The 25,923-nt window shown below is 58.6% G+C and carries 34 protein-coding genes; 15 read left to right on the forward strand and 19 right to left on the reverse strand.

Features of this window, described 5'->3' with window-relative positions; genetic code table 11:
- Positions 1 to 47 precede the first annotated feature (47 nt).
- The 6 genes from KVQ82_RS23915 to KVQ82_RS23940 are packed head-to-tail and all read left to right on the forward strand — an operon-like array spanning position 48 to position 4,248.
- Positions 48 to 587, forward strand: a complete 540-nt coding sequence (locus KVQ82_RS23915; protein ID WP_313902812.1) for a hypothetical protein — start codon at positions 48 to 50, stop codon at positions 585 to 587.
- The gene (locus KVQ82_RS23920) at positions 584 to 1,126 is read left to right on the forward strand and encodes a phosphohydrolase (protein ID WP_222016243.1); all 543 of its coding nucleotides are present in this window, start codon (positions 584 to 586) and stop codon (positions 1,124 to 1,126) included. Before KVQ82_RS23915 ends, KVQ82_RS23920 begins: the two co-directional genes overlap by 4 nt.
- Complete coding sequence (locus KVQ82_RS23925; RefSeq protein WP_260687751.1) at positions 1,123 to 1,461, forward strand: hypothetical protein; 339 nt, start codon at positions 1,123 to 1,125, stop codon at positions 1,459 to 1,461. Before KVQ82_RS23920 ends, KVQ82_RS23925 begins: the two co-directional genes overlap by 4 nt.
- A complete protein-coding gene (locus KVQ82_RS23930) occupies positions 1,454 to 3,256 on the forward strand; it encodes a DNA cytosine methyltransferase (protein ID WP_222016245.1) in 1,803 nt (600 codons plus the stop codon). The genes KVQ82_RS23925 and KVQ82_RS23930 overlap by 8 nt, the downstream gene beginning before the upstream one ends.
- A 58-nt stretch (positions 3,257 to 3,314) precedes the next feature.
- A complete protein-coding gene (locus tag KVQ82_RS23935; RefSeq protein WP_222016247.1) occupies positions 3,315 to 3,581 on the forward strand; it encodes a hypothetical protein in 267 nt (88 codons plus the stop codon).
- Positions 3,582 to 3,606: 25 nt separating this feature from the next.
- The gene (locus tag KVQ82_RS23940) at positions 3,607 to 4,248 is read left to right on the forward strand and encodes a hypothetical protein (protein WP_222016249.1); all 642 of its coding nucleotides are present in this window, start codon (positions 3,607 to 3,609) and stop codon (positions 4,246 to 4,248) included.
- A 61-nt stretch (positions 4,249 to 4,309) separates the two neighbouring features.
- Here the strand turns inward: KVQ82_RS23940 and KVQ82_RS23945 are convergent, their stop codons facing one another.
- Positions 4,310 to 5,926 carry a recombinase family protein gene (locus KVQ82_RS23945; protein WP_222016251.1) on the reverse strand — a complete coding sequence of 539 codons (1,617 nt, stop codon included), beginning with the start codon at positions 5,924 to 5,926 and terminating at the stop codon, positions 4,310 to 4,312.
- Between the two features lie 38 nt (positions 5,927 to 5,964).
- On the opposite strand from KVQ82_RS23945, the gene rimO reads away from it, so the two are divergent.
- The 5 genes from rimO to tsaA all read left to right on the forward strand — a co-directional run bounded on the left by rimO (position 5,965) and on the right by tsaA (position 10,239).
- Complete coding sequence (gene rimO, locus KVQ82_RS23950; RefSeq protein ID WP_222019440.1) at positions 5,965 to 7,290, forward strand: 30S ribosomal protein S12 methylthiotransferase RimO; 1,326 nt, start codon at positions 5,965 to 5,967, stop codon at positions 7,288 to 7,290.
- A 327-nt stretch (positions 7,291 to 7,617) separates the two neighbouring features.
- On the forward strand, positions 7,618 to 8,091 hold the full coding sequence (locus KVQ82_RS23955; protein ID WP_041072208.1) for a GNAT family N-acetyltransferase: 474 nt from the start codon (positions 7,618 to 7,620) through the stop codon (positions 8,089 to 8,091).
- Positions 8,092 to 8,280: 189 nt separating this feature from the next.
- Positions 8,281 to 8,991 carry an rRNA pseudouridine synthase gene (locus KVQ82_RS23960; RefSeq protein ID WP_047291998.1) on the forward strand — a complete coding sequence of 237 codons (711 nt, stop codon included), beginning with the start codon at positions 8,281 to 8,283 and terminating at the stop codon, positions 8,989 to 8,991.
- A gap of 72 nt (positions 8,992 to 9,063) precedes the next feature.
- Complete coding sequence (locus KVQ82_RS23965) at positions 9,064 to 9,531, forward strand: DUF1456 family protein (protein WP_108181863.1); 468 nt, start codon at positions 9,064 to 9,066, stop codon at positions 9,529 to 9,531.
- Between the two features lie 9 nt (positions 9,532 to 9,540).
- Positions 9,541 to 10,239 (forward strand): tRNA (N6-threonylcarbamoyladenosine(37)-N6)-methyltransferase TrmO, encoded by a 699-nt coding sequence (gene tsaA / locus KVQ82_RS23970; protein ID WP_222016252.1) that lies wholly within the window; start codon positions 9,541 to 9,543, stop codon positions 10,237 to 10,239.
- 178 nt (positions 10,240 to 10,417) lie between these two features.
- On the opposite strand, the gene fpr is transcribed toward tsaA, so the two are convergent.
- Positions 10,418 to 11,197 (reverse strand): ferredoxin-NADP reductase, encoded by a 780-nt coding sequence (fpr, locus tag KVQ82_RS23975; RefSeq protein WP_003222277.1) that lies wholly within the window; start codon positions 11,195 to 11,197, stop codon positions 10,418 to 10,420.
- Between the two features lie 133 nt (positions 11,198 to 11,330).
- Here fpr and KVQ82_RS23980 point away from each other — a divergent pair, with 133 nt between their 5' ends.
- Positions 11,331 to 12,257 (forward strand): LysR family transcriptional regulator, encoded by a 927-nt coding sequence (locus tag KVQ82_RS23980; RefSeq protein ID WP_007964377.1) that lies wholly within the window; start codon positions 11,331 to 11,333, stop codon positions 12,255 to 12,257.
- Here KVQ82_RS23980 and KVQ82_RS23985 read toward each other — a convergent pair.
- Both KVQ82_RS23985 and erdR read right to left on the reverse strand, forming a co-directional pair.
- The gene (locus tag KVQ82_RS23985; protein ID WP_042607041.1) at positions 12,254 to 12,616 is read right to left on the reverse strand and encodes a diacylglycerol kinase; all 363 of its coding nucleotides are present in this window, start codon (positions 12,614 to 12,616) and stop codon (positions 12,254 to 12,256) included. The two genes, KVQ82_RS23980 and KVQ82_RS23985, sit on opposite strands and share 4 nt — an antisense overlap.
- 74 nt (positions 12,617 to 12,690) lie before the next feature.
- Positions 12,691 to 13,341, reverse strand: a complete 651-nt coding sequence (gene erdR, locus KVQ82_RS23990) for a response regulator transcription factor ErdR (RefSeq protein ID WP_222016253.1) — start codon at positions 13,339 to 13,341, stop codon at positions 12,691 to 12,693.
- On the opposite strand from erdR, the gene KVQ82_RS23995 reads away from it, so the two are divergent.
- Entirely contained in the window at positions 13,334 to 13,492 is a 159-nt protein-coding gene (locus KVQ82_RS23995) for a hypothetical protein (protein WP_155416796.1), read from the forward strand. The two genes, erdR and KVQ82_RS23995, sit on opposite strands and share 8 nt — an antisense overlap.
- Before the next feature lie 72 nt (positions 13,493 to 13,564).
- Here KVQ82_RS23995 and KVQ82_RS24000 read toward each other — a convergent pair whose 3' ends face one another.
- Complete coding sequence (locus tag KVQ82_RS24000; protein ID WP_186448507.1) at positions 13,565 to 14,311, reverse strand: tRNA-uridine aminocarboxypropyltransferase; 747 nt, start codon at positions 14,309 to 14,311, stop codon at positions 13,565 to 13,567.
- Positions 14,312 to 14,500: 189 nt separating this feature from the next.
- Here KVQ82_RS24000 and KVQ82_RS24005 point away from each other — a divergent pair, with 189 nt between their 5' ends.
- Complete coding sequence (locus KVQ82_RS24005; protein ID WP_041072220.1) at positions 14,501 to 14,926, forward strand: PA3611 family quorum-sensing-regulated virulence factor; 426 nt, start codon at positions 14,501 to 14,503, stop codon at positions 14,924 to 14,926.
- Here the strand turns inward: KVQ82_RS24005 and KVQ82_RS24010 are convergent, their stop codons facing one another.
- A complete protein-coding gene (locus KVQ82_RS24010) occupies positions 14,927 to 15,121 on the reverse strand; it encodes a hypothetical protein (RefSeq protein WP_041072222.1) in 195 nt (64 codons plus the stop codon).
- Positions 15,122 to 15,479: 358 nt separating this feature from the next.
- Between KVQ82_RS24010 and KVQ82_RS24015 the strand changes: the two genes are divergently transcribed.
- Positions 15,480 to 16,598: a TIGR00730 family Rossman fold protein gene (locus KVQ82_RS24015; protein ID WP_222016254.1), complete on the forward strand. Its 1,119-nt coding sequence runs from the start codon at positions 15,480 to 15,482 to the stop codon at positions 16,596 to 16,598.
- 56 nt (positions 16,599 to 16,654) lie between these two features.
- Here the strand turns inward: KVQ82_RS24015 and recX are convergent, their stop codons facing one another.
- From recX to KVQ82_RS24080, 13 genes are all read right to left on the reverse strand, one after another.
- Positions 16,655 to 17,125, reverse strand: a complete 471-nt coding sequence (gene recX / locus KVQ82_RS24020) for a recombination regulator RecX (RefSeq protein WP_041072226.1) — start codon at positions 17,123 to 17,125, stop codon at positions 16,655 to 16,657.
- An 8-nt stretch (positions 17,126 to 17,133) separates the two neighbouring features.
- Complete coding sequence (gene recA, locus KVQ82_RS24025) at positions 17,134 to 18,192, reverse strand: recombinase RecA (protein WP_003222269.1); 1,059 nt, start codon at positions 18,190 to 18,192, stop codon at positions 17,134 to 17,136.
- 83 nt (positions 18,193 to 18,275) lie between these two features.
- Positions 18,276 to 18,776 carry a CinA family protein gene (locus KVQ82_RS24030; protein WP_222016256.1) on the reverse strand — a complete coding sequence of 167 codons (501 nt, stop codon included), beginning with the start codon at positions 18,774 to 18,776 and terminating at the stop codon, positions 18,276 to 18,278.
- A 68-nt stretch (positions 18,777 to 18,844) separates the two neighbouring features.
- Complete coding sequence (locus tag KVQ82_RS24035; RefSeq protein ID WP_222016257.1) at positions 18,845 to 19,363, reverse strand: lysis system i-spanin subunit Rz; 519 nt, start codon at positions 19,361 to 19,363, stop codon at positions 18,845 to 18,847.
- Positions 19,342 to 19,908, reverse strand: coding sequence for a glycoside hydrolase family 19 protein (locus KVQ82_RS24040; RefSeq protein ID WP_086792126.1), 567 nt, complete (start codon positions 19,906 to 19,908; stop codon positions 19,342 to 19,344). Before KVQ82_RS24040 ends, KVQ82_RS24035 begins: the two co-directional genes overlap by 22 nt.
- 33 nt (positions 19,909 to 19,941) lie before the next feature.
- Positions 19,942 to 20,160: a hypothetical protein gene (locus tag KVQ82_RS24045; protein ID WP_041072232.1), complete on the reverse strand. Its 219-nt coding sequence runs from the start codon at positions 20,158 to 20,160 to the stop codon at positions 19,942 to 19,944.
- Positions 20,161 to 20,169: 9 nt separating this feature from the next.
- A complete protein-coding gene (locus KVQ82_RS24050; protein ID WP_041072234.1) occupies positions 20,170 to 21,372 on the reverse strand; it encodes a carbohydrate binding domain-containing protein in 1,203 nt (400 codons plus the stop codon).
- A gap of 32 nt (positions 21,373 to 21,404) precedes the next feature.
- Positions 21,405 to 21,845: a phage tail assembly chaperone gene (locus tag KVQ82_RS24055; RefSeq protein ID WP_222016259.1), complete on the reverse strand. Its 441-nt coding sequence runs from the start codon at positions 21,843 to 21,845 to the stop codon at positions 21,405 to 21,407.
- A gap of 2 nt (positions 21,846 to 21,847) precedes the next feature.
- The gene (locus KVQ82_RS24060) at positions 21,848 to 22,768 is read right to left on the reverse strand and encodes a phage tail protein (RefSeq protein ID WP_198759532.1); all 921 of its coding nucleotides are present in this window, start codon (positions 22,766 to 22,768) and stop codon (positions 21,848 to 21,850) included.
- Between the two features lie 37 nt (positions 22,769 to 22,805).
- Positions 22,806 to 23,273 carry a phage tail assembly chaperone gene (locus tag KVQ82_RS24065; RefSeq protein WP_222016261.1) on the reverse strand — a complete coding sequence of 156 codons (468 nt, stop codon included), beginning with the start codon at positions 23,271 to 23,273 and terminating at the stop codon, positions 22,806 to 22,808.
- Complete coding sequence (locus tag KVQ82_RS24070; RefSeq protein ID WP_222016263.1) at positions 23,273 to 24,199, reverse strand: hypothetical protein; 927 nt, start codon at positions 24,197 to 24,199, stop codon at positions 23,273 to 23,275. The genes KVQ82_RS24065 and KVQ82_RS24070 overlap by 1 nt, the downstream gene beginning before the upstream one ends.
- Positions 24,200 to 24,222: 23 nt before the next feature.
- Complete coding sequence (locus KVQ82_RS24075; RefSeq protein WP_222016265.1) at positions 24,223 to 24,789, reverse strand: tail fiber assembly protein; 567 nt, start codon at positions 24,787 to 24,789, stop codon at positions 24,223 to 24,225.
- Positions 24,790 to 24,797: 8 nt separating this feature from the next.
- Complete coding sequence (locus KVQ82_RS24080) at positions 24,798 to 25,892, reverse strand: phage tail protein (RefSeq protein ID WP_222016267.1); 1,095 nt, start codon at positions 25,890 to 25,892, stop codon at positions 24,798 to 24,800.
- Positions 25,893 to 25,923: the final 31 nt, after the last annotated feature.

Consider the following 25,923-nt stretch of genomic DNA (forward strand, 5'->3'; position numbering starts at 1 on the left):
CCAAGGACTGCCACCACCAGTCCGACACTGAACCAGGAGCAAACCAAATGACTGCAATTCAAATCTGCGCACTCATCGCCCTAATCATTTTTGCCGGACTATTAGTCTGGGCTGGCTACATCATGGGCCGTACCGACGGCATGTCCGCTGGCATGAAACAAAGCGACGACATCCTGCGCGCCGAAAGCGCCAAGACCATTCGCGAGTTGAGAGCCTCCCTAGAATTCATCAAGGCCGACCACGGACACTTGGCGCAATTCAGCAAACGCCTTCAGCAAGCGTTGACGCTCGGCAATCCCGAACGCCAGACGCTGCTCGATATCGGCGAAAAGCTCCGCATTGCCGCTGATACGTTCGCCGCCTTCCGTACGGGGAAAAAACTCGAACGCGAAACCCGCGCCCTGCGCGAAGAGGCGCTCGCCATGGCCGAATTACTGAAGCCCGCCGAAATAACTGGCCATGCAAAGGTTGAGATAGTGCCTCTCCGTGTTCCTCTCAGCACGGAGGATGCAGAGAAAGCTGCCGTTTTTTTCCAACAAGACCACCTGGCCATTGCCACCACCGCGCAATCGAGAGGTGCAGCATGAGCTGGATCCTCACCCATACCGGCAAACGCTTTGATTTGCTTGAGCCGGACGCCGAAATGATCGATCCGCGAGATATTGCACACTCGCTGGCTCATTTGTGCCGCTTCAACGGCCACACCCGCGAGTTCTACAGCGTGGCTCAGCACAGCTGCATCGTCGCCGACCTGGTGCCAGAAGAACACAAACTTATGGCCTTGCTCCATGACGCTCCCGAGGCGTACCTGGGCGATATGACACGGCCACTCAAGCAGTGGATTAGTGCCTACCAACACTTCGAGGACTGCATTTGGTGGCGCGTTTGCGACCGGTTCGACATCGCCCCAGAACTCCCTACCTGCATCCATCAGGCCGACCTGATAGCGCTGGCCACCGAACGTCGCGACCTCATGCCAACCGATCCGGCTATCTGGGATTGCTTGGTCGGCATCGAACCCATGGTTGAAACCATCCGTCCGTGGTCTGCCGCAGAGGCGCGCAACACTTACCACCAGCGCCTGATGGATCAACTTGCTATCGAACATCGGAGGAAAGCGGCATGACGCACTCACAGGACAACACGCAGGTGCAGGCCGCTTTGCTTCGCGACGACAGCGGGATCGACACGCCTGTAAAAAACAGTCTCTGCTGCGCAGCAGCAGGCATTATTGCTTCGTCCAGAGCCACTGCCGAGGCACTTATACCCCACGAAAAGCTGCGCGGGGCAGCGCTCGCTGATGCAACGCTAAACGCTCAGAAACGCCCGCCCGCGCAGCCTGTTGTGGGGTATAAGACCCCTACGGCGCAGCCGAATGATCTAGACGTTCTGCGCAGCTACACAGAAGCCAGTGAGAGCCAAGCGCAAGCGGTCATTGTCGAGGAGAACGCCAATGCTTAAGCGCGTTCTCAGACACTTCCATATGTGCTGCGGTCTCGGCGGCGGCGCTAAGGGTTTCAACCGGGCCAAGCCCATCGTTGGGCATATCCAAGCCGAATGGCAATGCATCGGCGGCGTTGACGTGGACCCCGCCGGCCTGCGCGACTTTCAACGTCTTTCCGGTGTTCCGGGAACGCTGATGGATCTATTCACCCGCGACCAGTACATCCGCTTCCACGGTAAAGAGCCGCCTTCCGGCTGGACTGAGGCGAGCGCTGACGACCTGCGCCGCGCTGCCAGCAACGAACGTCCGGACGCTGTGTTCATTTCCAGCCCTTGCAAAGGCGCCTCGGGCTTGCTGTCCGAAACAATGAGCCTGACGCCGAAGTACCAGGCTCTGAACGAGCTCACGTTGCGCTGCATCTGGCTGATGTGTGAGGCGTGGAAGGACGACCCGGTATCGCTGATCGTCTTCGAAAACGTACCCCGCCTAGCCACCCGTGGCCGCCACCTGCTGGACCAGATCAACAAGCTGCTGAACCACTACGGATACGCAGTCGCCGAAACCACGCACGATTGCGGCGTCATCGGCGGCCTGGCTCAGAGCCGCAAGCGCTTCTTGCTGGTGGCCCGCCACATCGAGAAGGTGCCGCCGTTCCTGTACGAGCCGGAAAAGAAAACGCTCCAGTCTGTCGGCTCGATCCTCGGACGTATGCCGCTCGCCGGCAATATTGAAGCCGCCGGCCCGATGCACCGGGTTCCAGCACTCCAGTGGAAAACGTGGGTTCGTCTCGCCCTGGTCACCGCCGGCAAGGACTGGCGCAGCCTGAACGACTTGGCGATAGAGGACGGTTACCTGCGTGACTTGGTGATCGTTCCTGAGTATCGCGCCGGATACCTCGGCGTGCATGAATGGCAAGACACCGCCGGCACCGTTGCAGGTCGGAGCAGCCCAACAAACGGAGCGTTCTCTGTTGCCGATCCGCGCGCCAAAGCCGGCGCCCTGCAATACCAGCAGTACGGCGTCCGCAAATGGGACGAAACCAGCGGCGCGGTAATCGGTGTCAAGTCGCCCGGGCAAGGGACCTTCAGCGTTGCTGATCCTCGCCGGCCTGGTGATGGCTTCGGCAAGTATCTGGTAACGCCATTCGACAACGCCGCCGGAACGGTGATCGCCGGCAGTACCACTGGGCAAGGCGCCTATGCCGTGCAGGATCCCCGGTATCACAACTGGCACCTGGGAGCGAGCAGCCGGAAGCTGGGTGTTTGTCCATGGGATAAAACTGCTGGGACTGTCACCGGATCGCAGCAGGTTGCCAGTGGTGCGTTGTCGATCGCAGATCCCCGCCCCGGCATGAAGCGTGTCAAGGGTGACGCCTACCTGACTGGTGGCCACTACGGCGTTGTCGGCTGGAAAGAGCAGTGCGGCGCCGTATCGGCCAGTGCCAAGCAGGATAACGGACGCTGGTCAGTCGCTGATCCCCGCATGCCGGAAGCTAATGACCGGTTGACCTGCGTGATTGAAAGTCTCGACGGCACCTGGCACCGACCATTCACAACGCTGGAGCTGGCCGCGCTGCAAAGTCTGGTCGAACCAGAAGAACAGTTCGAGCTGGACGGCTTGAGCGATCAGGCATGGCGCGAGCGCATCGGCAACGCGGTACCGCCGGCCGCAGCCGAAGCAATCGCCCATGTGATGGGCACCACCCTACTGCTGGCAGCTGCCGGCGAAACCTTCATGCTCAACAGCATGCCGATCTGGGTGCGCCCGGTCGCAGTAGGACTGAGCGTGGCACAGCAGGAGGCTCATGCATGAGAACTCACAATGTCAACGAGTCGAGCTGGGAGCCGATCATGAAACTGGAGGCAGCATAATGATTTTCGACGCCAAAACCGACACGCTGCCTACCGCAACCATCAGCGGCGTTACTCACGAAGGGTTCACCTGCATCACCCACGACGGAAAAAAACTCCGCATGGCCTTGGTCGACGACCAGGGAAACATTGTCGACGCCGGAAACCACGTCGCCCAGGAAGCCTGGAACGTGTGCATCCAAGTGCAACACAACTTCTGGATTGGCCAAGGCCATCTTCGGGTACTAAGCAAACCTGTACCGCTAGCCCAAGAAAAAGCCGCATAGCCGCAGCCCGATCCAGAGCGAAAACATGACGAAAAGTAGAGGGATCAAACGCGCGACTTGGGTATGGACTCAGGCCCAAGTCGTGCTGATAACGGAGAAATATGCATCCACGGTGAACAAAAATTTAGCCCAAGAAGTTGGATGCACTGTTCCACAATTAACTCGAAAGGCATTAGCCCTAGGCCTAAAAAAATCTGGAATATCCATGTTGACTGGACGGGCGCTTTCTCCAGCTCACCGAGAAAGCATCAAACGAGGACTATTGAAAGCACACGAAGAAGGGAGATTGAAACCCCCTCCAGAAGCAACTATCCACGCCATGCGGGAGGGAGCAAAGCGCCCCGAGGTCGTTGCTAAGCGGGCAGCACTTGCAAGCAAGAAAATGAAGGGAAGACCTCAACGCATGGATGGACTTAGTGCAGCAGCAGAACATAACGCACGGTCCAAAACCTATACGGTTTTGACACCCAGCAGGGTAACCATGACATTCAAAAATCTCAGCAACTTTGTACGCGAGAATAGTCACTTATTTGCTGATGATGACGTGATATGGCGCCCCCCTGAAAACCATCCATGGTGCAGAGCTCAAAGAGGGCTCTATTCATTATTCAAGGAAACCAAACCTGTCGAACAATGGAAAGGATGGCGAGCAGTTAGAAAAACCTAAACTTCCCTGCCCGTCCCATTAAGCAATATCAATACTTTACCAAGCAGGATGGGGATTTAGACTAAGCCCCCATCCCTGCTCGCCATTCCCCTGTTTTTCGATCAATACGAAGCAAACGGGGCTGGCCACCTTTCCCGACCAACAATAAGTCGATCACATTTCCATCTCTTGCAGTTGCTTGCATCCCGTGATGGTAGACAACTATTCGCTCGAAAGTATCTCTTACCAAGTGCCGCACTTTCATTCGTGCATCGAAGTCCATCATCTCAACACCTGAGGACAACTCTGCCCACGCCTCAGAAAGTCCAGGTTGGTCACGGTTTGATACCGCCACCAATTCGCGCTCGGCCTGAGCTATATCTTTTTGCTTTGCTGACAGTATCTCCTCAAGTTCGCGAGCCTTACGGACGAATACCAGCGGCGCCGCACCACCTTCTGCCGCCAGCAAAGCCTCACTCACCCGCTCCAGTTGCTGCTCGATAAGTGCCGCTTCGCTCTTTGCAGCCACCAGCCGTGCTTGTATCAATTGCGACTGGTCATTGCCTTCCAACAGGCTGCTGAGGTTCATGCGGTCGGTGCAATAGCTCATTAACGCTTTCTCTATAGGCACGACACTGCAACTACCACCGACAGAACAACCCTTGTTATGTGAATACCCCACGCAGATCAAACGCCGATGACCATCAGATAAGCTGCCGTCAGCTTTGGCCCTGTGCATAACGTTCTGCCCAACAACGGCCGTACCGCAGTATCCGCAATAAGTGATCCCCAGACCGGTAACGAGGCCGGGGATTTCCCCCTTACCCTTGCGCCTGACCCGGCTCTCAACGAGTAGTGAAAGATCAGCGAATTCATCGGCGGTCAATATCGACGGGTAATATCCTTCCAGCCGATACGTTTCACCATCCAGCTCTAGCACCTTCACGCCCATCAATGCCGGCAGCCGGACAAGCCGGTGCACCTGCAATGCTGTGATGCCTTTCGTGGTGACGGACAGGCCGCGTTCAGTCAATTCTCGAATAATACGAACAGAACCATAGCCCTGCCGGAACAGATCGATCACCAGGCGTACACCCTCGACACGCTCTGGTAGCAGCTCGAATACCTGGCCATCCCAATGCAACCACTGCGGATCTTTGCCGTTTCGAATAATGCCCCGGTAAGTTCCAGCAATCCACCCTTCGCACTGCCGGCGGATTGCGGCTTTCACACGCTTTGATTTGGTGTCTGATTCTTCGTGCGCACGGATCATCACCAGGAGCGAATACACCAGGTCCATCGGCTGAGCCTTCAAGCCGGCTCGGTTGTACTCCCGGCCGTCACTAGCAGTAACCACAGTGATGCCAGCATTGATGATTTGAGCCAATTGGGCTTGAGCTTGAATCGGCTCGGCACGACTCAGCCGATCCAGCCCTTCAACGACTAGGACAGAACCGTCCGCAATGAGACCGTCCTCGACAGCCTGCAGGAAGACGCCCAACGCCCCCTGCTTGACGTGACGCTGGTGATAGGCGGATAACCCTTCATCTCTCAGGGATAGTGACTCATCCAGATCAAGCCCCTTCTCACTTGCCCAGCGCTGTGCGTACTGGAGCTGACGGTCGGCACTGCTGCCGGTCGCCTGTCTAGGATCAGAGAATCGTAAATAGCTGTATACTCGCGCGCCACTTTTAGCCATTAGAAAAAACAAGCCCTGATGAGGATCTACCTATAATGATGACAGAGAAAGCCCCACGTGTAGGTATGATATCGTTAGGGTGCCCGAAAGCACTGGTCGACTCCGAGCGCATCCTGACCCAGCTGCGTATGGAAGGCTATGACGTGGTGTCCACCTACCAGGACGCCGACGTGGTGGTGGTCAATACCTGCGGTTTCATCGACTCGGCCAAGGCTGAGTCGCTGGAAGTGATCGGTGAAGCGATCAAGGAAAACGGCAAGGTCATCGTCACCGGTTGCATGGGCGTGGAAGAAGGCAACATCCGCGACGTACACCCGAGCGTGCTGGCCGTAACCGGACCGCAGCAGTACGAGCAAGTGGTCAACGCGGTGCACGAAGTGGTGCCACCGAAACAGGACCACAACCCGCTGATCGACCTGGTGCCGCCGCAAGGCATCAAGCTGACCCCGCGCCACTACGCGTACCTGAAGATTTCCGAAGGCTGCAACCACAGCTGCAGCTTCTGCATCATCCCGTCGATGCGCGGCAAACTGGTCAGCCGTCCGGTGGGTGATGTGCTCGACGAAGCCCAGCGCCTGGTCAAGTCCGGCGTCAAAGAGCTGTTGGTGATTTCGCAAGACACCAGCGCCTACGGTGTCGACGTGAAATACCGCACCGGTTTCTGGAACGGCGCGCCGGTGAAAACCCGCATGACCGAACTCTGCGAAGCGCTGAGCACCTTGGGCGTGTGGGTGCGTCTGCACTACGTTTACCCGTACCCGCACGTTGACGAGCTGATCCCGCTGATGGCCGCCGGCAAGATCCTGCCGTACCTGGACATCCCGTTCCAGCACGCCAGCCCGAAAGTCCTGAAGTCCATGAAACGCCCGGCGTTCGAAGACAAGACTCTGGCGCGGATCAAGAACTGGCGCGAAATCTGCCCGGACCTGATCATCCGTTCGACCTTCATCGTCGGCTTCCCGGGCGAAACCGAAGAAGATTTCCAGTACCTGCTCAACTGGCTGACCGAAGCCCAGCTCGACCGCGTCGGTTGCTTCCAGTACTCGCCAGTCGATGGCGCGCCGGCCAATGACCTGGACCTGGAAGTGGTCCCGGACGACGTCAAGCAAGACCGTTGGGAGCGCTTCATGGCGCACCAGCAGGCGATCAGCTCGGCACGCCTGCAAATGCGCATCGGCCGCGAGATCGAAGTGCTGGTGGACGAAGTCGACGAGCAAGGCGCCGTCGGCCGCTGCTTCTTCGATGCCCCGGAAATCGACGGCAACGTGTTCATCGACAACGGCAGCAACCTCAAGCCGGGCGACAAGGTCTGGTGCAAGGTGACTGACGCTGACGAATACGACCTGTGGGCTGAGCAGATCTGATCTGAAGATCAAAAGCCCCTCCCCCTAACCCTCTCCCTGAGGGAGAGGGGACTGATTGAGTTGCTCTTTCGAATGACGGCGACTTGAAATATCGAGTCGACCTCAGATTTTGAACAGCATGAAGATCAGCTCCCTTCCCCCCTCGCCCCCCTTGGGGGGAGAGGGTTGGGGTGAGGGGGAAGCTCTTGCAGGCAACATTAACAGCCAGCCAGACACCGAAATAAATACAAAAAAGCCCCGCTCTTTTTACGAGATGCGGGGCTTTTTTACGGCTATTGTTTGCTGTGGGAAGGAATCCCGCTTATCCACTGGAAAGAGGCGACGGGCATGCGTCAGCATTCGGTCATTCATACACCGAAACTCAGCGATTATCAGGAACTGACCCGGGTCTGGGAGGCCTCGGTCCGCGCGACCCATGACTTTCTGCCGGACAGCTACATCGAATTGCTGCGTAATCTGGTGCTCACCCGTTACCTGGATGCGGTGATGCTGATCTGCACCAAGGACGCCAACCAGCGCATCACCGGGTTTGCCGGCGTGGCGGCGGGCAAGATCGAAATGCTGTTCATCGATCCCGAGCATCGCGGCCAGGGTTTGGGCAAGAAACTGCTCAACTACGCCATGCAACATCTGAATGCCGATGAACTGGACGTCAACGAACAGAACCCGCAGGCGCTGGGGTTTTACTTCAAACAGGGTTTTGAAGTGATCGGCCGCTCGGAAGTCGACGGTATGGGCCAGCCATATCCGCTGCTGCATATGCGCTTGCGCCAGAACCAGCAGCGCTCCAGCAACGGCTGACATATCGTAGAACCCTGTGGGAGCTGGCTTGCCAGCGATGCCGGCGACTCGGTCTGACAGACACACCGAGGTGACGCCATCGCTGGCAAGCCAGCTCCCACAGGAATTGCGAACACCCTGCAAATGGAACCGGGCTTAACCGGCGCCAGGCAGGTACAATGCCCACCCCTTTTTTGTTACGGCCCTGTCATGACTGACCCGATTCGCCTCTCCAAACGCCTCATCGAACTGGTCGGTTGCTCCCGCCGGGAGGCCGAGCTGTTCATCGAGGGCGGCTGGGTCACCGTGGACGGCGAAGTGATCGACGAACCGCAGTTCAAGGTCGGCGACCAGAAGGTCGAACTCGACAAGGACGCCAAGGCCACCGCGCCGGAGCCGGTCACGATTCTGCTCAACGTGCCGGCCGGTATGGACGTCGACACCGCCATGCAATCGCTCAGCGCCGACACCCTCAGCGAAGAGCACCGCTACGGCAAACGTCCGTTGCGCGGACACTTCCTGCGGCTGACCGCCAGCGCCGACCTGCAGCCCAAGGCCAGCGGCCTGCTGGTATTCACTCAGGACTGGAAAGTGCTGCGCAAACTGACTGCCGATGCGGCCAAGATCGAGCAGGAATACGTGGTCGAGGTCGAAGGCGACATGGTTGCCCACGGCCTCAATCGCCTGCAGCACGGCCTCACCCACAAGGGCAAGGAGCTGCCGCCGGTCAAGGCCAGCTGGCAGAACGAAAACCGCCTGCGCTTCGCCATGAAGAACCCGCAGCCGGGGATCATCGCGCAGTTCTGCGAAGCGGTTGGCCTGAAGGTCGTCGGCATCCGCCGCATCCGCATCGGCGGCGTGTCGATCGGCAAGGTTCCGGTGGGCCAATGGCGCTACCTGTCCGGCAAAGAGAAGTTCTGACACCTCTGTTGCCGCCACACATTCCGGCAGCGTGCCTGCGCGTTGCCCACAACGATTATCAGGATGACCCACATGATTCATAACGACGTATTGCGCAGCGTGCGCTACATGCTCGACATCAGCGACAAGAAAGTCATCGAGATCATCAAGCTCGGCGGCATGGACGTGGAGCTGAAAGACGTCGTCGCGTACCTCGACAAGAAAGAAGAAGACGAAGAAGGCTTCGTGCGCTGCCCGGACGAGGTCATGGCGCACTTCCTCGATGGCCTGGTGATCTTCAAGCGTGGCAAGGACGAAAGTCGTCCACCGCAGCCGATCGAAGTGCCGGTGACCAACAACATCATTCTGAAGAAGCTGCGCGTGGCATTCGAACTGAAGGAAGACGACATGCACGCGATCCTCAAGGCTGCCGAGTTCCCGGTGTCCAAGCCTGAGCTGAGCGCGCTGTTCCGCAAGGTCGGCCACACCAACTACCGCCCGTGCGGCGATCAGTTGCTGCGCAATTTCCTCAAGGGCCTGACCCTGCGCGTTCGTGGCTGATCACGCAACATGACTTACAGCGTCTCCCCCATTGGTTTTGTGCGCTCCTGCTTCAAGGAGAAGTTCGCCATTCCGCGCCAGCCACAACTGGCCCCCGCCGCTCGTGGTGTGCTGGAGCTGGTGGCGCCATTCAATCAGGGTGACGCGGTGCAAGGGCTGGAGCAGGTCAGCCATGTCTGGCTGCTGTTCCTGTTTCATCAGGCGCTGGAAGAAAAGCCGCGCCTGAAAGTGCGCCCACCACGTCTGGGTGGCAACAAGTCCATGGGCGTGTTCGCCACCCGCGCCACTCACCGTCCCAATGGCATCGGCCAGTCGGTGGTAAAGCTGGACAAGGTCGAGGCGCATCGGCTGTTCATCTCGGGCATCGACCTGCTCGACGGCACGCCGATCCTCGACATCAAACCCTATGTGCCTTACGCCGACATCATCCCCGAAGCCTCCAACAGCATCGCCAGCGCCGCGCCACAGCTGATTGACGTGCAGTGGACGGACGCCGCGCTGCAACAGGCGCACGGCCATGCTCAGCGCCTTGGCGAGCCACTGGTCGAGTTGATCGAGCAGTGTCTGGCCCAAGATCCGCGCCCGGCGTATCAGACGCCGGCGCCGGAGCGCGAGTACGGTGCACAGTTCTGGGATCTGGACGTGCGCTGGCATTACCCGACGCCGGAGCAGATTTGCGTGCTGGAAGTCATCCCGGCCAACACCTGAGACCTCGCTCAATGTAGGAGCTGCCGCAGGCTGCGATCTTTTGATTTTGCCTTTTCAAGATCAAAAGATCGCAGCCTTCGGCAGCTCCTACATGGATTGTGGCAGGCAGGAATGAAATATTTCGGGTATGAAAAAGCCCCCATTGCCTTCGCCGGCAATGGGGGCTTTTTCGTGGGGCTTACTTCTCGACGAACGCACGCTCGATCAAGTAATCACCCGGCTCGCGCATCCGCGCCGAGATCTTCAGGCCGAAGCTGTCGAGCACTTCGCTGGTCTCGTCGAGCATGCTCGGGCTGCCGCAGATCATCGCGCGGTCGTCCTGCGGGTTGATCGGTGGCAGGCCGATGTCGCTGAACAGCTTGCCGCTGCGCATCAGATCGGTCAGACGGCCCTGGTTCTCGAACGGCTCGCGGGTCACGGTCGGGTAGTAGATCAGCTTGTCACGCAGCGCTTCACCGAAGAACTCGTTCTGCGGCAGGTGCTCGGTGATGAACTCGCGATAGGCGACTTCGTTGACGTAGCGCACGCCGTGCACCAGGATCACTTTTTCAAAGCGCTCGTAGGTTTCCGGGTCCTGAATCACGCTCATGAACGGCGCCAGACCCGTGCCGGTGCTCAGCAGATACAGGTGCTTGCCCGGGTTCAAGTCGTCCAGTACCAGGGTGCCGGTAGGCTTCTTCGAGATGATGATCTCGTCGCCTTCCTTGAGGTGCTGCAGCTGCGAAGTCAGCGGACCATCAGGCACTTTGATGCTGAAGAACTCGAGATGCTCTTCCCAGTTCGGGCTGGCGATCGAGTAAGCGCGCATAAGCGGGCGGCCATTTGGCTGTTGCAGGCCGATCATCACGAACTGACCGTTCTCGAAGCGCAGGCCCGGATCGCGGGTGCACTTGAAGCTGAACAGAGTGTCGTTCCAGTGATGAACACTGAGGACACGCTCGTGGTTCATGTTGCTCATGTACGTGGGACTCCTGGATATTGGGTCTGCGCTCGCCTTTGCGGCCGACAGTGCGCAATTGCAACGCATTCTAATAGCGACGACAATATCTGTTAACTGGATTATTAAGATAAGGGTTATCGGTTATATCGATATGCGATTTACTCTTCGTCAACTGCAAGTCTTCGTCGCCGTCGCCCAGCAGGAAAGCGTATCCCGTGCTGCGGGCCTGCTCAACCTCTCGCAATCGGCGGCAAGCACCTCCATTACCGAACTGGAGCGCCAGTCCAGCTGCCAGCTGTTCGACCGCGCTGGCAAACGACTGAGCCTCAACGCGCTGGGCAAACAGCTGCTGCCGCAAGCCGTGGCCCTGCTTGATCAGTCCAAGGAAATCGAAGACCTGCTCAATGGCAAATCCGGTTTCGGCTCACTGTCGGTGGGTGCCACCCTGACCATCGGCAATTACCTGGCGACCCTGTTGATCGGCGGCTTCATGCAGCGTCATCCCGAAAGCCAGGTAAAGCTGCATGTGCAGAACACGGCCAATATCGTGCATCAAGTCGCTCACTACGAAATTGATCTGGGTCTAATCGAAGGTGACTGCAGCCATCCGGACATCGAAGTGCAGAGCTGGGTCGAAGATGAGCTGGTGGTGTTCTGCGCACCGCAACATCCGTTGGCCAAACGCGGCAGCGCGACCATGGAAGAGCTGACGCACGAAGCGTGGATTCTGCGCGAACAAGGCTCTGGCACACGACTGACGTTCGATCAGGCCATGCGTCACCATCGCAGTGCGCTGAATATCCGCCTGGAGCTGGAACACACTGAAGCGATCAAACGCGCGGTGGAATCAGGATTGGGGATTGGCTGTATTTCGCGGCTGGCGCTGCGCGATGCGTTTCGGCGCGGCAGCCTGGTGGCGGTGGAAACGCCTGATCTGGATCTGGCGCGACAGTTTTACTTCATCTGGCACAAGCAGAAATATCAGACGTCGGCCATGCGCGAATTTCTCGATCTGTGCCGCGCTTTCACCGCTGGGGTGCAGCGCAGCGACGAGATCGTCTTGCCAAGTATCGCTTAAAGCAGAATCACCGCCCACACCAGGGCAATCATGCTCAGGGCTACGAATTGCGCAGCGCTGCCCATGTCCTTGGCATTCTTGGACAGTGGGTGAAGTTCCAGGGAAATGCGGTCAATCGCCGCTTCTACTGCGGAGTTCAACAACTCGACGATCAACGCCAACAGGCAGACGGCGATCAGCACTGCCTGTTCGACGCGGCTGACATTCAGGAAGAACGTCAGCGGAATCAGCACCACATTGAGCAGCACCAGTTGGCGAAATGCCGCTTCGCCGGTGAAGGCTGCGCGCAGGCCGTCCAGCGAGTAACCGGAAGCGTTGAGGATGCGTTTCAGGCCGGTCTGGCCCTTGAAAGGTGACATAAGGTAAAAACCAACCAGAAAGGAGTGGGAAAGCTAGAGCAACAAAAGTCAAAAAAGCGTGAAGACGCCAGCCTTTATTGGCTCGGAATTGACTCAAGTTGTTGCAGAAGTAATGCCGCCTGTGTCCGGGTGCGTACGTTCAACTTGCGAAAGATCGCTGTAACGTGAGCCTTGATGGTCGCTTCGGACACGTTCAGCTCATAGGCAATCTGCTTGTTCAGCAGGCCCTCACAGACCATGGTCAATACGCGGAACTGTTGCGGGGTCAGGCTGGCAAGGCCGTCGCTGGCAGCTTTGGCTTCGGCGGAGACGCTGACCGCTTCGAACGCCTGCGGTGGCCAGAATACGTCGCCATCAAGCACCTTGCGCACGGCTTGCTGGATCACGCTCAGGTCGCTGGACTTGGGAATAAAGCCACTGGCACCGAACTCGCGGGACTTGACCATGACCGAGGCTTCTTCCTGCGCCGAGACCATCACCACCGGAATCTGCGGATATTGACCGCGCAGCATGACCAGACCGGAAAACCCGAACGCGCCGGGCATGTTCAGGTCCAGCAGGACCAGATCCCAGTCGGACTTCTCGGTCAGGCGCGTTTCCAGCTCGGCGATGCTCGCCACCTCCACCAGTCGTACATCCGGGCCAAGGCCCAGGGTCACCGCTTGATGCAGTGCGCTACGAAACAGAGGGTGATCATCGGCAATCAGGATGTCGTATGTGGCCATTATTCAAATGATCCTGTTTTTGATGGCAGACCCGACGCATTCGGGCCTCGCCAAAGCAACTCAAGAGAGCGCTGCACAGCGCTATCCACAGGGGCACGTTCAACGCCAATCACAAGCAAACACGGCGTTTCAAACCTTGGCCGCACCCTAATCGGCGCCAAGCATGCCCAGCGAAGCCGGGGTGGTCAAGCAGCACGGCCGCCGCTGCGTGAAGTATGGGCCACTATGGCGCCAACACTGCCTGCGGCTTTCGTATATAAGGCAACAACTCGGCATGCGCCGGGGTCGACTCGTTCATATCCAGCTGTTGTTTGGCGCCCAGGTAATGCTGGCTGAACACATCGAAATACGCGTCCAGTGCCGAAGCCGCATCGCTGTCCCCTGCCAACTCCAGACACAACGCCGCGACTTCGGCGGTGCACAGATGTTCGCTACGGGTGGAGCGACGCAGGCGATAACGCGAGAGTCTGTCGGGCAACAGGCTGAGAATCGGCAAGCGATCGAAATACGGACTCTTGCGGAAGATCTTGCGCGCCTCGGTCCAGGTCGCATCCAGCAGAATGAACAATGGACGCTTGCTGCTATCGACGGCGACGGTGTTGGTCACCCGTGACGGTTCTACGTATTCGCCAGGAAATACCAGGTACGGCTGCCATTGCGGGTCGTTGAGCAGCGCGAGCATCTGCGGGTCTGGCTCGGTGCGCGACCAGATGAACGCGTGGTTGTCGCGTACTACATCGGCAATCAGCCAGCCGGTGTTGCTCGGTTTGAACACTTCCTTGCCGGTCATGATCAGGCACACGCCGGAACGGGACTCGACCGTTGGTCGCCAGGCGCACAGGCAATGGCTGATGATCACCCGGCAGTCGCGGCAACGTTCGGAGCGAAAACCTCGGGCCTGAATCGGCTTGATGCCCTCGTCCTCGCGCTGGTCGCGCAAACGGGCTACAGCGTTGGGGGCATGTTTGATCACAGGCAACGCACCACAGCAGGAAAACTCGACACGCACAGCACTCGGCAAGGTAATAAAGGCTGGCAGTTTACCAGAGCGGCGAGCGCAAACCTGTACCGTCCCGACCGGCTCCCCTATAATCCGGCGCCACTGAACGCACAGCCACAGGACTGGTCGAACCACCAGTCACTGAATCAGGAGAGTTTCATGCTGCGCCTAATCGTTCCCACCGCCGCCATCGCGCTGGCGTTGTCCTTCAGCGCACAAGCGGCGTCGTTGAAAGAGCAGAATCTGAACAAAGAACTGCGCAACATCGCCGAACAAAGCAGCGTTGGTACGCCACGGGCGATCAACGAAGACATTCTCGATCAGGGCTACACCGTTGAAGGCATCACCCTGATCAACCACCTGAGCGTGCAGGCCAGCCACGCCGAAAAGATGCGCGCTGATCCAAAAGCGGTGTATTTCCAGCTGGGTGCTTCGGTGTGCAATAACCCGTCGTACCGCAAGCTGATGGCCAAAGGCGCGGTCATGCGTTACGACTTCACTGAATATAAAACCAACAAAGCCATCGGCTCGGCCAGCTATCAGGATTCCGATTGCCCGAAAGCAGCCCCGGCGAAGAAGAAGTAATCACCGGGTATTGGCGCGCCGCTGTTCATCCTCGGCGCGCAATTCGGCCACCAGTGCCTGTAAATAGCGTGAACGCCGTTCACCACCTGCCAGACGTCGGCAGCACTCCTCTTCGAGACTGACTTGATTGGCCTCGGCTGACGCTTTCAACATCCGATACAGCTGCGTATCGATTTCCAGAACCACTCTGGCCATCTATCCCGCCTCCTTGCCTGCTACCCGCGAATCCCTGAAAAGCGCGCACCCTGCGTACGGCGGCTGACTCCAAGCTGTCGTACAGTGCCTGTAAGTTAGTAAATCAGAGCGATTGCTCTACGGCGTACGTTCGGACGAGCGGTGAACATTCTTTGCCAATGACACCCAACGGCTGCCAGAAAAAGACTGCGCGGCGTAATGATCAACTCAGCGCAATGGCTCGCGAGGGTCTAGATTCAAAGTATTCCCGATCATCTGTTCACGGCAGGACAAGGAGCTGCCGAGTGTGTGTTTTTTTGCAGCGCGGCACTGACGCCGCACGTCAGGGCCACAAGCTCTGTGCAGAAGGAGACGTTGAATGCCTTACCAACCGAATGACCTGCTCAGCCGGCATTTTCAGGAACAACTTCCCGACCTCATCAACAAGGTCGAAGAACAACTCAACCAGGTTTCTCCCAACAGCCCGAACCTGCCGATCTATCGCGACATGATCCTGACCGTGCTGCGCATGGCCCAGGAAGATCACAACCGCTGGAACGCCAAGATCACCCTGCAGGCCCTGCGCGAACTGGAGCAGGCGTTCCGGGTGCTGGAACAATTCAAGGGGCGACGCAAAGTCACCGTGTTCGGCTCGGCACGCACGCCGGTCGAGCATCCACTGTATGCAATGGCCCGGGAACTCGGCGCGGCCCTGACACGTTCAGACATGATGGTCATCACCGGCGCTGGTGGCGGAATCATGGCAGCCGCGCACGAAGGTGCCGGACGTGACCACAGCCTCGGGTTCAATATCACCCTGCCTTTCGAACAGCATGCCAATCCGACTGTGGACGGCACAGGCAATCTGCTGCCGTTCCATTTTTTCTTCACCCGCAAACTGTTCTTCGTCAAGGAAGCCGATGCGCTGGTGCTGTGCCCTGGCGGGTTTGGAACACTGGACGAAGCACTGGAAGTCCTGACATTGATCCAGACCGGCAAAAGTCCTCTGGTGCCTGTGGTATTGCTGGATACACTGGGTGGAACGTTCTGGCAGGGAGCACTGGATTTCATTCGCCAGCAACTTGAAGAAAACCGCTACATCCTGCCCACCGACCTGAAACTGATGCGACTGGTCTATAACGTCGATGAGGCGGTGCAGCAAATCAACCAGTTCTACAGCAACTTCCACTCCAGCCGCTGGCTCAAACGTCAGTTCGTTATTCGTATGCACCACAAGCTCAGCGACCAGGCATTGGCGCATATGCAGACGGCTTTCGCCGATCTGTGTCTGAGCGACCAGTTCCATCAACACGCCTACAGCGGTGAAGAACACGACGAAGCGCAGTACAGCCATCTGGTGCGGCTGGCGTTCGCCTTCAACGCCCGGGACCACGGGCGACTCAGGGAACTGGTGGATTACATCAACCTTCCGGAAAATTGGGCCCATAGCAAACCGCAGACCACACATCGCACACGCGAACCTTCGAAGGTTATTTGAAGGCAAAAAAAAACGGCCCGCTATTTCCATAGCGGGCCGTTTCTATTTAAACCGACTTAGTCGTCCATCCCTCTGCCGCTGAACAAGCGGTTGATCATCTCCATCGAAAAGCCCCGATAGGCGAGGAATCGACCTTGTTTGGCACGTTCCTTGGCATCAATCGGCAAGTGTCCGGAGAACTTGCGCTGCCATGTATCCCGAAGCTGCTCCTGCCAGTCGATACCGCTCTCACGCAGTGCGAGTTCGATGTCGGCGCGTTGCAAACCACGCTGACCCAGCTCTTCGCGAATGCGCAAGGGGCCATAACCGGAGCGGGCACGGTAGGAAACAAAGCTTTCAAGGTAACGGGCTTCAGAAAGCAGCCCCTCTTCCGTCAACCGGTCGAGGGCTGTTTCGATCATTTCCGCCTCAGCGCCGCGCTGACGCAGTTTACGCGTCAGCTCAACTCGACCGTGCTCGCGTCGAGCAAGCAGGTCCATGGCGGTTCGCCGCACCGCGACGAGGGTATCCAGTACAGCGGTGGTCATCGCTGCGATCAGATATCAGCGTCAGCCAGGTCGTCTTCGGTCTCTTTGACCGCAGAAGCCTTGGAGTCGGCGATCACCGCTGGCGACAGCAGTTTGTCACGCAGCTGCTTCTCGAGCTTGGCAGCGACTTCCGGGTTATCTGCCAGGAACTTGGCCGAGTTGGCCTTGCCCTGACCGATCTTGGTGCCTTCATAGGCATACCAGGCGCCGGATTTCTCGACGAAACCGTGCAGCACGCCCAGGTCGATCATCTCGCCATTGAGGTAGATGCCTTTGCCGTAAAGAATCTGGAACTCGGCCTGACGGAACGGCGACGCCACCTTGTTCTTCACAACCTTGACGCGGGTTTCGCTGCCGACCACTTCGTCGCCTTCCTTCACCGCGCCGGTACGGCGGATGTCGAGACGGACCGAAGCGTAGAACTTCAGCGCGTTACCACCGGTGGTGGTTTCCGGGCTGCCGAACATCACGCCGATCTTCATGCGGATCTGGTTGATGAAGATCACCAGGCAGTTGGCGTTCTTGATGTTACCGGTGATTTTACGCAGCGCCTGGGACATCAGACGGGCTTGCAGGCCCACGTGCATGTCACCCATTTCACCTTCGATTTCAGCCTTCGGTACCAGTGCCGCCACGGAGTCGACGATGATCACGTCAACCGCGTTGGAACGCACCAGCATGTCGGTGATTTCCAGTGCCTGTTCGCCGGTGTCCGGCTGAGAAACCAGCAGGTCGTCGACGTTGACGCCCAGCTTGCCGGCGTACTCAGGGTCGAGGGCGTGTTCGGCGTCGACGAAAGCGCAGGTCGCGCCGGCTTTTTGCGCCTGGGCGATCACGGACAGCGTCAGTGTGGTTTTACCGGAAGATTCAGGACCGTAGATTTCAACGATACGGCCTTTTGGCAGACCGCCAATGCCGAGTGCGATGTCCAGACCCAGAGAGCCGGTGGAGATGGCCGGAATCGCCTGACGGTCCTGATCGCCCATACGCATTACGGCACCCTTGCCGAATTGACGTTCGATCTGACCCAGGGCCGCAGCCAAGGCTTTCTTCTTGTTGTCGTCCATTAAAGTCCTCACGTAATCAATAAGGCCTGACGGCCAACACCTGTATAAGTAGCCAGTATTATTCCACAGCGTTCGCGGATCGCCTACCCCTGATTTTCGATTTCTCGTGCCGCTAGTCGCAACAGCCCCTCTAGCGCGGCCTTCACCGTTTGTCGGCGCACTTCGTCGCGGCCGCCGGGGAAGTGCTGAACCTCGCTGGAAACCGCATCGCCCACGCCCCACGCCAGCCACACGGTGCCCACCGGTTTGTTCGGTGTACCGCCATCGGGCCCGGCCACGCCGCTGACGGCGACAGCAAACCGCGCCAGGCTGTTTTTCTGTGCGCCGCGCACCATCGACTCGACGACTTCGCGACTGACCGCACCCACCGTGCCGAACAAGTCGGCGGGCACATGCAGTTGCTGGGTCTTCTGCCGGTTGGAGTAGGTCACGTAACCGGCCTCGAACCACGCCGAACTCCCGGGAATCCGCGTGATCGCCTCAGCAATCCCGCCACCGGTACACGACTCGGCCGTGGTGACGTGGGCGTTGAGCAACTGCAAACGTCGGCCAAGCTCGGCAGCCAGTTGAGTGATCTCTTTCACGGTGCGCTCCGGATCGGGTGGAATGACTACCACCGTACACGACCCGGTTGCGCTTTCAATACACAGACTCATTCAAAATGTTCGGGCGCCAGCGCTCTGACATAGGCCTGACAGGCCTGCAGGGCAATCAGTCCGCGGTCGCCGGCGTCGGTGATGGCGATAATTCGTTGAGCATGCGCCGGGTCAAGTCGGGCGCGTACGGCTGCATGATCCACGCCGCCGGCGCCGGCGGTGGCTGGCATCCCGCAGCCTTGGGCAGCGTCGCCGGCGTCGATGAGGACTGACAGGCGCAAATCAGCAGTGGCAAGACGATCGCGCAGGCGATCTTGATCACGTTGGGCATCGCTCATGGCTCGATAGTGGGTTTTTTCACTGGCCGCCAGGCGTCGCTCGAGGGCCAGACGTTTATCCTGCTCGATCTGCTGCGCGCTGGCTGCCGCCACATTCAGCTGATTGAGAGTGTCGGCGTTTAACCGCGCCTGCTCCGCGAGTTGTCGACCGTAGCGCCAGTCCTGAAACTGCCAAGCCAGCGCAGCGGCCACCGCAGCCAGCAGCAAAATGCCGATCAGGCGCCAGGAGATGGACATAGCACCGCCCTCGCCCGCGCCCAGATGTCGAGCCGATCCTGCAGGCCATTCAACCCGCCGTTGATTCGGCGAGTGATGCTGTTGAACTGGTCGCGGTCGGCCAGATCGTTCAGGCCGTTCTGTTCCCAGAACCATGCCGCCGATTCCGCTGCCCATTGCGGTTGCTCAAGCAACTCAGGCAAGGACAGCAGACGCTCATCGCCGAACAGGCCGAGGCTGCACTGGCGATAGTTGCTGCGCCCGGTGATCTGGATCAGCCCGCGACCGCGGTACTTCTGCCCGTCGCCGTCGGCCTCGGGCGTGTTACCCAGACGCAAGGCCAGCGTGCCGGTGTCGTATTTGCTCAGGTACTGGTTGTTGCCCAGCTCGCGCACGTATTGCAGCTGCCCCGACTCATGACCAACTTGTGCCAGGAACGCGGCGATGCGTTTCGGCGAGTCGATATGGCGGCGAGTCATTGCTTTGTTCAGTGCAGAAACAAAAACGCCCGCTTGGGAGCGGGCGTTGGGCATGATGGTTTTAAGGTTGTCTTCAGTTATTTGCATAATGCGTAATCCTCCCTGGATGCTCCGATTGAATCATGGTTGGCGAGCAACGGCCCCCAGCCATTTTTTTGCCAGAGTTGTCAGGGTGTTGTTGGGTACAGACTCTTCGAGTGCGTCATTCGATGGCAGCACCTGTCCGCCGGTTAACAGCCATTGCTGATACTCAAGCCAGTCGCGATTGGTCGTGTCCTGTGGAATAAACGCGGCATCTTCAACGCGCAATACACCACAGGCGGTCAGTTGATATGTCATGAGCTACCCCTAGATTTCAGCGTCCGCTGTCCATTCAATCTGCAATCCGTTACCGGGCTGACTGCTCACAGGCGTCACGGTGCCGATGGCGAAACTTCGCTGTGTCACACTTTGCACCGTGGTCCCCGTGCATGCCACACCCTGCGAGTAGTTCCAGACCTGACTGCTTTCATTTCCGGGGCAATACAGGACGACGGTGGGTTGCACTCTCTTCTGAACCTGCATGTCTATAACCATGCCGTATTGACCGGTATTCCCGGCCGCAGCCTGAGTGAACGTAACGATGCAGGTTACGACACCATTGTTTGCACGAATCGGTAAACGACTGGCAAACGACTTCTCGAAGTAGCGCTGACACAACATCAGCTCTTCACCAACAGGACGATATTCGAACGGCGTGGAAACCGGTCCCTCCTCGAGTTGAACCCGTGCAAGATCCACGGTTTGCAAAACGTTAAGTGGCAGATCAAAAGCCAACCGCAAGTAATCATTGGTGCCGAGCATTTTTCCCGCGATCACTGGCACCTGAAACGTCGCGCTGTATTTGGTCCATGCAGTGTTCAATGCAAAGACATCGACCACTTTAACGACGGCTTCCGAACCACCGTTGCCGAAGTACTGACCGATGGTTACCTTCAACGGGCGCGCGGCGTCGGAGCGCGCCCAAAATGTCACGGTGGCGGTTTTTCCAGCCAGAGTCCTGACCGATTCAACGCCTTGGGAAATCTTGTGCTCGGTAGCGCCAACGCCCGCCGTGGTTTGCTGCCAGCGCAAGAAATAGCTCGGCTCACCTGCCACGTCTGTCTGGCCAGGGGCAAAATCCTGGCGGGAAATGGCCACGGCAGCATTCCCATTCCAGTCACAGCGAAAACGATCGGCTACATACCCACCGATATTGGGACCTTGGTTGGTTGTTCCGCGCTGCCAGATATCGAAGCCGCCATTGATCAGCACATTCCGGCGATAGACCTGCACCGGAAACTGCTGCAGTGGGTCAGGCTTCGATAATTGCCGGATCGCCTGCGCCAACTGATCGGTCTGTGCTTCATCCGGTTTCAAACCGGCCGCGGTAATTGCGTTGAGTATTTCCTGAGTAACACTGTTGCCCCAACTGGCCGGGATCAGCGATCCCGGTGTTCCGGCGATGGCGTCTTCGTCGACAAATTTGCCGTCGACCAGGCCGGAGCCCGGGACACTTTTTGGGTAATCCATGTTTATTTATCCTCGGTTGCTCAGCAAACCGCTCAACCATTGGCCTGCAGCAAGCCTTCCAGCCAGTCAGGTTCAACCGGCCGCGAACGTACGTTCGGGAAATCCGGATTGTCAGGCCAGTCGCGCAGTGCCTGACGGTACGTCAGGAGTTGTTTGAATTCTTCGCTGCGCAGGGTGGTGCCCTCGCCCATTTCCAGTTCTTCGGCATCGCGAAGAACCAGCCATTGAGTGCTCTGCAGAACGTTATTGCGCCAGCCGCGCTCCAGGGCAATCAGCGCCACTGGGGAGACTTGCGGCTCGCCAAGGACTGGCTGACCTGTGGCAGTGGCGCTGATGACTTTGCCTGCGGCCTGCCCGGCGAATAGCTCAATGTATTGGGCCTGAGTGATTTCCACTGCGCCTGCTGGAGGTTCCGCTCCAGGATTTTCAACCCGGTCAAATCCAAGCGTTTGTGCGTAAAAGTAAATAGCCATGGTCAAACTCCCCAAACCAGAATGCGCCCCGAAATTCCCGTCGATGGCTTGATCCCTGTGGAGTCAATGTTGCGAACCCGCGCCACCACCTGAGTGGTGGTCGATAACCCCAGATCGAACGCCCAGACGGTCGCATTTGCGGCACTCCAGCCTGTCGGATTTGCCTCATTGGCGACGCCACCCAAAATGGCCGACGGAAACTTGATCGGCAGTGAAAGCGTCATGTTGCCGTTGGCGTCAGAGCCACCGACGACCCATTGCAGGATCAATCCGCTGGGGAATTTCTGATAACCCGGCGTGGTGAACTGAGCGCCGTAGGAGGCGCAGTGCTTCAACGCAGCCGTGCCATAAACCACCCAAGTACCAGACTCCCTGACGAAGTTCGCACTCTCACCGGCGTTCATCACGATCGACGCCACGTAAGCCCCTTGAGGGCTGATTTGTGAGCCGGTTTTGCTGGCTACCATGACCGAGCCTGCGTTGCGGCAATGCAGACTGATCGTCGCGCCATCCGGCGCCGAGGCTGCGTCCGGAAGCGTCACGGTATAAGTCACTGTGCCGCCCAGACCAATCGAGGAACCGACATCGGCCAGCGTCAACTGAGTCGCTGCGGATATTCCGCGAGCACTCGCATGACTGCCCAACGCTCGTTGTACAAATTGCGCAGTTGCCGCCGAGCGTCCGCTATCAAACTGCGGTGCTGTGTTGAACAGCGTCGGGCTGCGCAGCGCAGCGAGCAACTGATTATTGGCTGACTCATTCGGCGTCATGCCGGCCGCTTGCACCACATTAAGAATTTCCTGCGTAACGCCATTGCCCCATGTCGCCGGAATCAGCGAACCAGGTTTGCCGGCAACCGGGTCCTCATCAGCAAATTGTCCATTCACCAGTCCGACACTGGGCACACTCTTGGGATAGTCCAAGGGTTGTCTCCTTAATCTGAAATATTTGGGGCTGGTCTCAGCCTATGAGTGCGGCTAACCGCGTGGGGACCGAAGGCCGGGAAACAGCGGAAGGAAATTGACTTGTTTCAGGCCAGTCGCGCAGCGCCTGACGGTACTCCAGCAATTCCAGATATTGCGCAGCCTTGAGCGTCGTCCCGCGCCCCAGCTCTTGCTCATCGCGATGACGCGTCACCCACCATTCGGTGGCCGACAGGCTGGACTGGCGCCAGGTGCGTGCTGCCGCCAGAGGCTCTTGCTCATCGGGGACTGTTTCAGGGGTAATGACCGGGCTGCTCGTTACAGGCAACGGCGCAATTTCCTGACGCAATTCGCCGACGGGCGCGCCAATTTCGATCTGCATACCCTCCGGCACCTGCACCATCGTCTCGACGAAAGCGGGGGCAAACAGTTGGGTGATCGCGTAGTCACCGGTGTCGATCAATTCGACCGCGACACCGTTTTCCACTCGTACATAACGGGCCATTATTCGTACTCCCAGATTTCACAGAAGGCGTTTCCGCCGACGCCGCTGAGGACTGACGCGGAGGCACTGGTCGAACATGAACCACTGCCACCTGACCCTCGGTTTCCTGAAGTTCCAGCGCCACTGAGGCCCATCAACGGGCCACCGCCATCAAACGGACTCGCGCCTCCGCCACCGGCCAATACACCCCAATTGGCGTTGTACATGGCATAGCCACCGCCTATTCCACGTGCGTTAGCGAGATTGCCACCCGTCACGGTTTGTCCTCCAGCGCCCCCCTGAACGAAGCCGACTGCCGTGGCTGTCACAGGAAAAGTCAGTATTTGCCCGCCCAGGCCACCGGACGCGCTCAGGTAACTGCCGAAAGAAGCGCCTCCGCCAGCCTGCCCCATCGAGTTACGTGAGGCGCCACCAGCCCCCAGAGAAACAGGAACGCCGGTCATCATTTCTGCGGTCACGTCATACAAGCTCTCGGCGTAGGCGCCACCACCACCGCCACCTCCAATACTGTGATAACCCGCTGCCACCGGCGCACAGCCGCCTCCCGAACCACCAGCGCCAACCAGACGCACGCGAATCCGTTTGGCCCTGGGATTGGGCTTGTAAACCGTGATCCCGACCGTCTCGATCTGCCGCACCGCCAGCAACCGCCCCACCGCATCGGTGATGCCGTAACCGGCCAACGTGGTCGGGGTATTTTTCAGTTTGTTGAAGTCGACCAACGCGCCGATAGCCGTTGCCAACTGATCGGTTTTCGCTTCATCAGGCGTCAGGCCGGCAGCCTTGATCGCGTTGAGAATTTCTTGCGTGACACTGTTGCCCCACGCGGCCGGGATCAACGAGCCCGGTGAACCGGCGAGCGGGTTTTCATCGACGAAGCCGCCGTTGACCAGGCCCACGCCGGGAATACTTTTTGGATAATCCATTGCACTGCTCCCTGTGCTGAAAATCAGTTGGTTATGGCTGCGCCGGGAGCGACTGGCCAGGTAATTTCGTCAGGAAAACCAGCCTGTTTTTCGATCCGGTTCAGCTCGACGCTGTAAAGCTTCCACTCGATCAGCAGCAGTTGTTCGTCATGGCTGGCATCGCCAATATCCTCGGCGTATTGCAGCGGGGCGATGCGCAGGACGGCGTCGCGCAGCAGTGCGTCGCGCTGGCCGAGAGATTGCTGTCTGGCGCTCGCCAAACGAGCCTGCTCATCCAGCACCCAGGCGTTGTCGCGCCAGGTGTGGAACTCACCTGGCCATGGTTGCGCGGTCAGGGTGTCCGGTAACTCACCCAGCTCGGTCCAGATCTGTTGGGCGCCGCCATCCTTGCGATAAACCATGCCCCGGCGGTCGATCACCTCACGCGGTACTCCGTTGATCAGTGCCCAGCTACGACCGGTTTCCGGCTCAGGCAACTCGTACGCCAGCTCAACAGCATTACCGGGTAACTGGATGCCAATGCCCGGCGTGACAATGAACTCGACAGGCCCGGACAGAGCGCCCGAGCCATCAAATAGATAATTGAACATGAAGTGCCTCAGATGAGTTTGATGCGGCCGGGATAGGCGATGTTGCGCGGGCGGGATTTGAAGGCGTAGAGCAATGTTGCTGCGGTATCCCTCTGGTAACTGGTATTCACCGGAAAAGTCGGACCACCATTGATCAATCCCGTCACGTATTGCGGTTCTTCCCGGGTATCCGCGCCAAAATTGGTCAAGCTATCTGACCAGTACGCGCCCACAGCGCCTGCGCCATTGGCACCTTGTGCATAGGAATGCGTCGATCCAGTCTGAAAAGTGCCCATGGCACGCCCGGCATCCACGCCACGACCTTCATCCAGAACCCGCAGAAATTCCCCTCGCCCTTCGGGACCACGAAAGGTCGTCGCACCGTCACCCGTGGTCCATTTCCCCTCGGAGCCCACGCGTAAGGCTTCAGTCCCCAGCATTCCCGATTGCTGTGCGTGATCCCACAGCCACGGCCATTCCGCGCGTTTCATCACGGTGCCGTTCAATGCACCGTATCCGCCGGGACTGAGCATCAGGGTCGTCTCGAAAAACGGCCGCCCCAATGGCGTATTGTCGAAACGACCGACCGGCCACCAACTCCCCGCCCCATCACTGCGCAAATGCCACCAGTCACCGCCGCCCATCAATACGAAGAACGGATAACCGCTGGCCGACAGATGGGTGTGAAAACGAATCCCGTCGGTACCGGACGCCTGGATGACCATGCGATTACCGCTGTTGTCCACCCGCCGAACAATCACGTCGCGCACACCGAGGGCGGCGTTGGCCGGTGGCAGCAGCAAGGTCACTGGCCCCGGGCTGCCGTCGATCAGCACCAGGCCAAGCTCGGCTTCGGTCAGGGTTTTCGATGCGGCCAGTCGGGTGATGACCGAACGCATCGGGCTCGCTTTGCCGATGATCGACTGAATCGCCTTGTACAACTGCCCGGTATCGGCTTCAGAAGCCACCAACCCGCCGCCGTTAATCACACTCAGGATCTCCTGAGTCACGCTGTTACCCCACACCGCCGGAATCAACGAACCCGGGGTTCCCGCCACCGGGTTTTCATCGACAAAGCGGCCATCGACCAGGCCGACGCTGGGGACGCTTTTTGGATAATCCATAGTTAACTTTCCTTTACCTGGAACATTGATG

The sequence above is a fragment of the Pseudomonas sp. AO-1 genome (assembly GCF_019775695.1).
Classification (GTDB): Bacteria; Pseudomonadota; Gammaproteobacteria; order Pseudomonadales; family Pseudomonadaceae; genus Aquipseudomonas; species Aquipseudomonas parakoreensis.

Bases quoted from the DNA above. Each gene is read 5' to 3' on its own strand.
- KVQ82_RS24005 (WP_041072220.1), top strand. From the start codon at position 14,501: ATGCTGCGCCTAATCGTTCCCACCGCCGCCATCGCGCTGGCGTTGTCC.
- KVQ82_RS23980 (WP_007964377.1), top strand. From the start codon at position 11,331: ATGCGATTTACTCTTCGTCAACTGCAAGTCTTCGTCGCCGTCGCCCAG.
- KVQ82_RS23935 (WP_222016247.1), top strand. From the start codon at position 3,315: ATGATTTTCGACGCCAAAACCGACACGCTGCCTACCGCAACCATCAGC.
- KVQ82_RS23955 (WP_041072208.1), top strand. From the start codon at position 7,618: ATGCGTCAGCATTCGGTCATTCATACACCGAAACTCAGCGATTATCAG.
- KVQ82_RS23985 (WP_042607041.1), bottom strand. From the start codon at position 12,616: ATGTCACCTTTCAAGGGCCAGACCGGCCTGAAACGCATCCTCAACGCT.
- KVQ82_RS24045 (WP_041072232.1), bottom strand. From the start codon at position 20,160: ATGACATATCAACTGACCGCCTGTGGTGTATTGCGCGTTGAAGATGCC.
- KVQ82_RS23945 (WP_222016251.1), bottom strand. From the start codon at position 5,926: ATGGCTAAAAGTGGCGCGCGAGTATACAGCTATTTACGATTCTCTGAT.
- KVQ82_RS23960 (WP_047291998.1), top strand. From the start codon at position 8,281: ATGACTGACCCGATTCGCCTCTCCAAACGCCTCATCGAACTGGTCGGT.
- KVQ82_RS23940 (WP_222016249.1), top strand. From the start codon at position 3,607: ATGACGAAAAGTAGAGGGATCAAACGCGCGACTTGGGTATGGACTCAG.
- fpr (WP_003222277.1), bottom strand. From the start codon at position 11,197: ATGAGCAACATGAACCACGAGCGTGTCCTCAGTGTTCATCACTGGAAC.
- KVQ82_RS24040 (WP_086792126.1), bottom strand. From the start codon at position 19,908: ATGCAAATAACTGAAGACAACCTTAAAACCATCATGCCCAACGCCCGC.
- erdR (WP_222016253.1), bottom strand. From the start codon at position 13,341: ATGGCCACATACGACATCCTGATTGCCGATGATCACCCTCTGTTTCGT.
- KVQ82_RS24075 (WP_222016265.1), bottom strand. From the start codon at position 24,789: ATGTTCAATTATCTATTTGATGGCTCGGGCGCTCTGTCCGGGCCTGTC.
- KVQ82_RS24050 (WP_041072234.1), bottom strand. From the start codon at position 21,372: ATGGATTACCCAAAAAGTGTCCCGGGCTCCGGCCTGGTCGACGGCAAA.
- tsaA (WP_222016252.1), top strand. From the start codon at position 9,541: ATGACTTACAGCGTCTCCCCCATTGGTTTTGTGCGCTCCTGCTTCAAG.
- KVQ82_RS24080 (WP_222016267.1), bottom strand. From the start codon at position 25,892: ATGGATTATCCAAAAAGCGTCCCCAGCGTCGGCCTGGTCGATGGCCGC.
- KVQ82_RS23930 (WP_222016245.1), top strand. From the start codon at position 1,454: ATGCTTAAGCGCGTTCTCAGACACTTCCATATGTGCTGCGGTCTCGGC.
- KVQ82_RS24065 (WP_222016261.1), bottom strand. From the start codon at position 23,273: ATGGCCCGTTATGTACGAGTGGAAAACGGTGTCGCGGTCGAATTGATC.
- KVQ82_RS24035 (WP_222016257.1), bottom strand. From the start codon at position 19,363: ATGTCCATCTCCTGGCGCCTGATCGGCATTTTGCTGCTGGCTGCGGTG.
- rimO (WP_222019440.1), top strand. From the start codon at position 5,965: ATGACAGAGAAAGCCCCACGTGTAGGTATGATATCGTTAGGGTGCCCG.
- KVQ82_RS23965 (WP_108181863.1), top strand. From the start codon at position 9,064: ATGATTCATAACGACGTATTGCGCAGCGTGCGCTACATGCTCGACATC.
- KVQ82_RS24055 (WP_222016259.1), bottom strand. From the start codon at position 21,845: ATGGCTATTTACTTTTACGCACAAACGCTTGGATTTGACCGGGTTGAA.
- recA (WP_003222269.1), bottom strand. From the start codon at position 18,192: ATGGACGACAACAAGAAGAAAGCCTTGGCTGCGGCCCTGGGTCAGATC.
- KVQ82_RS23915 (WP_313902812.1), top strand. From the start codon at position 48: ATGACTGCAATTCAAATCTGCGCACTCATCGCCCTAATCATTTTTGCC.
- KVQ82_RS23920 (WP_222016243.1), top strand. From the start codon at position 584: ATGAGCTGGATCCTCACCCATACCGGCAAACGCTTTGATTTGCTTGAG.
- KVQ82_RS24070 (WP_222016263.1), bottom strand. From the start codon at position 24,199: ATGGATTATCCAAAAAGTATTCCCGGCGTGGGCCTGGTCAACGGCGGC.
- recX (WP_041072226.1), bottom strand. From the start codon at position 17,125: ATGACCACCGCTGTACTGGATACCCTCGTCGCGGTGCGGCGAACCGCC.
- KVQ82_RS24010 (WP_041072222.1), bottom strand. From the start codon at position 15,121: ATGGCCAGAGTGGTTCTGGAAATCGATACGCAGCTGTATCGGATGTTG.
- KVQ82_RS24015 (WP_222016254.1), top strand. From the start codon at position 15,480: ATGCCTTACCAACCGAATGACCTGCTCAGCCGGCATTTTCAGGAACAA.
- KVQ82_RS23925 (WP_260687751.1), top strand. From the start codon at position 1,123: ATGACGCACTCACAGGACAACACGCAGGTGCAGGCCGCTTTGCTTCGC.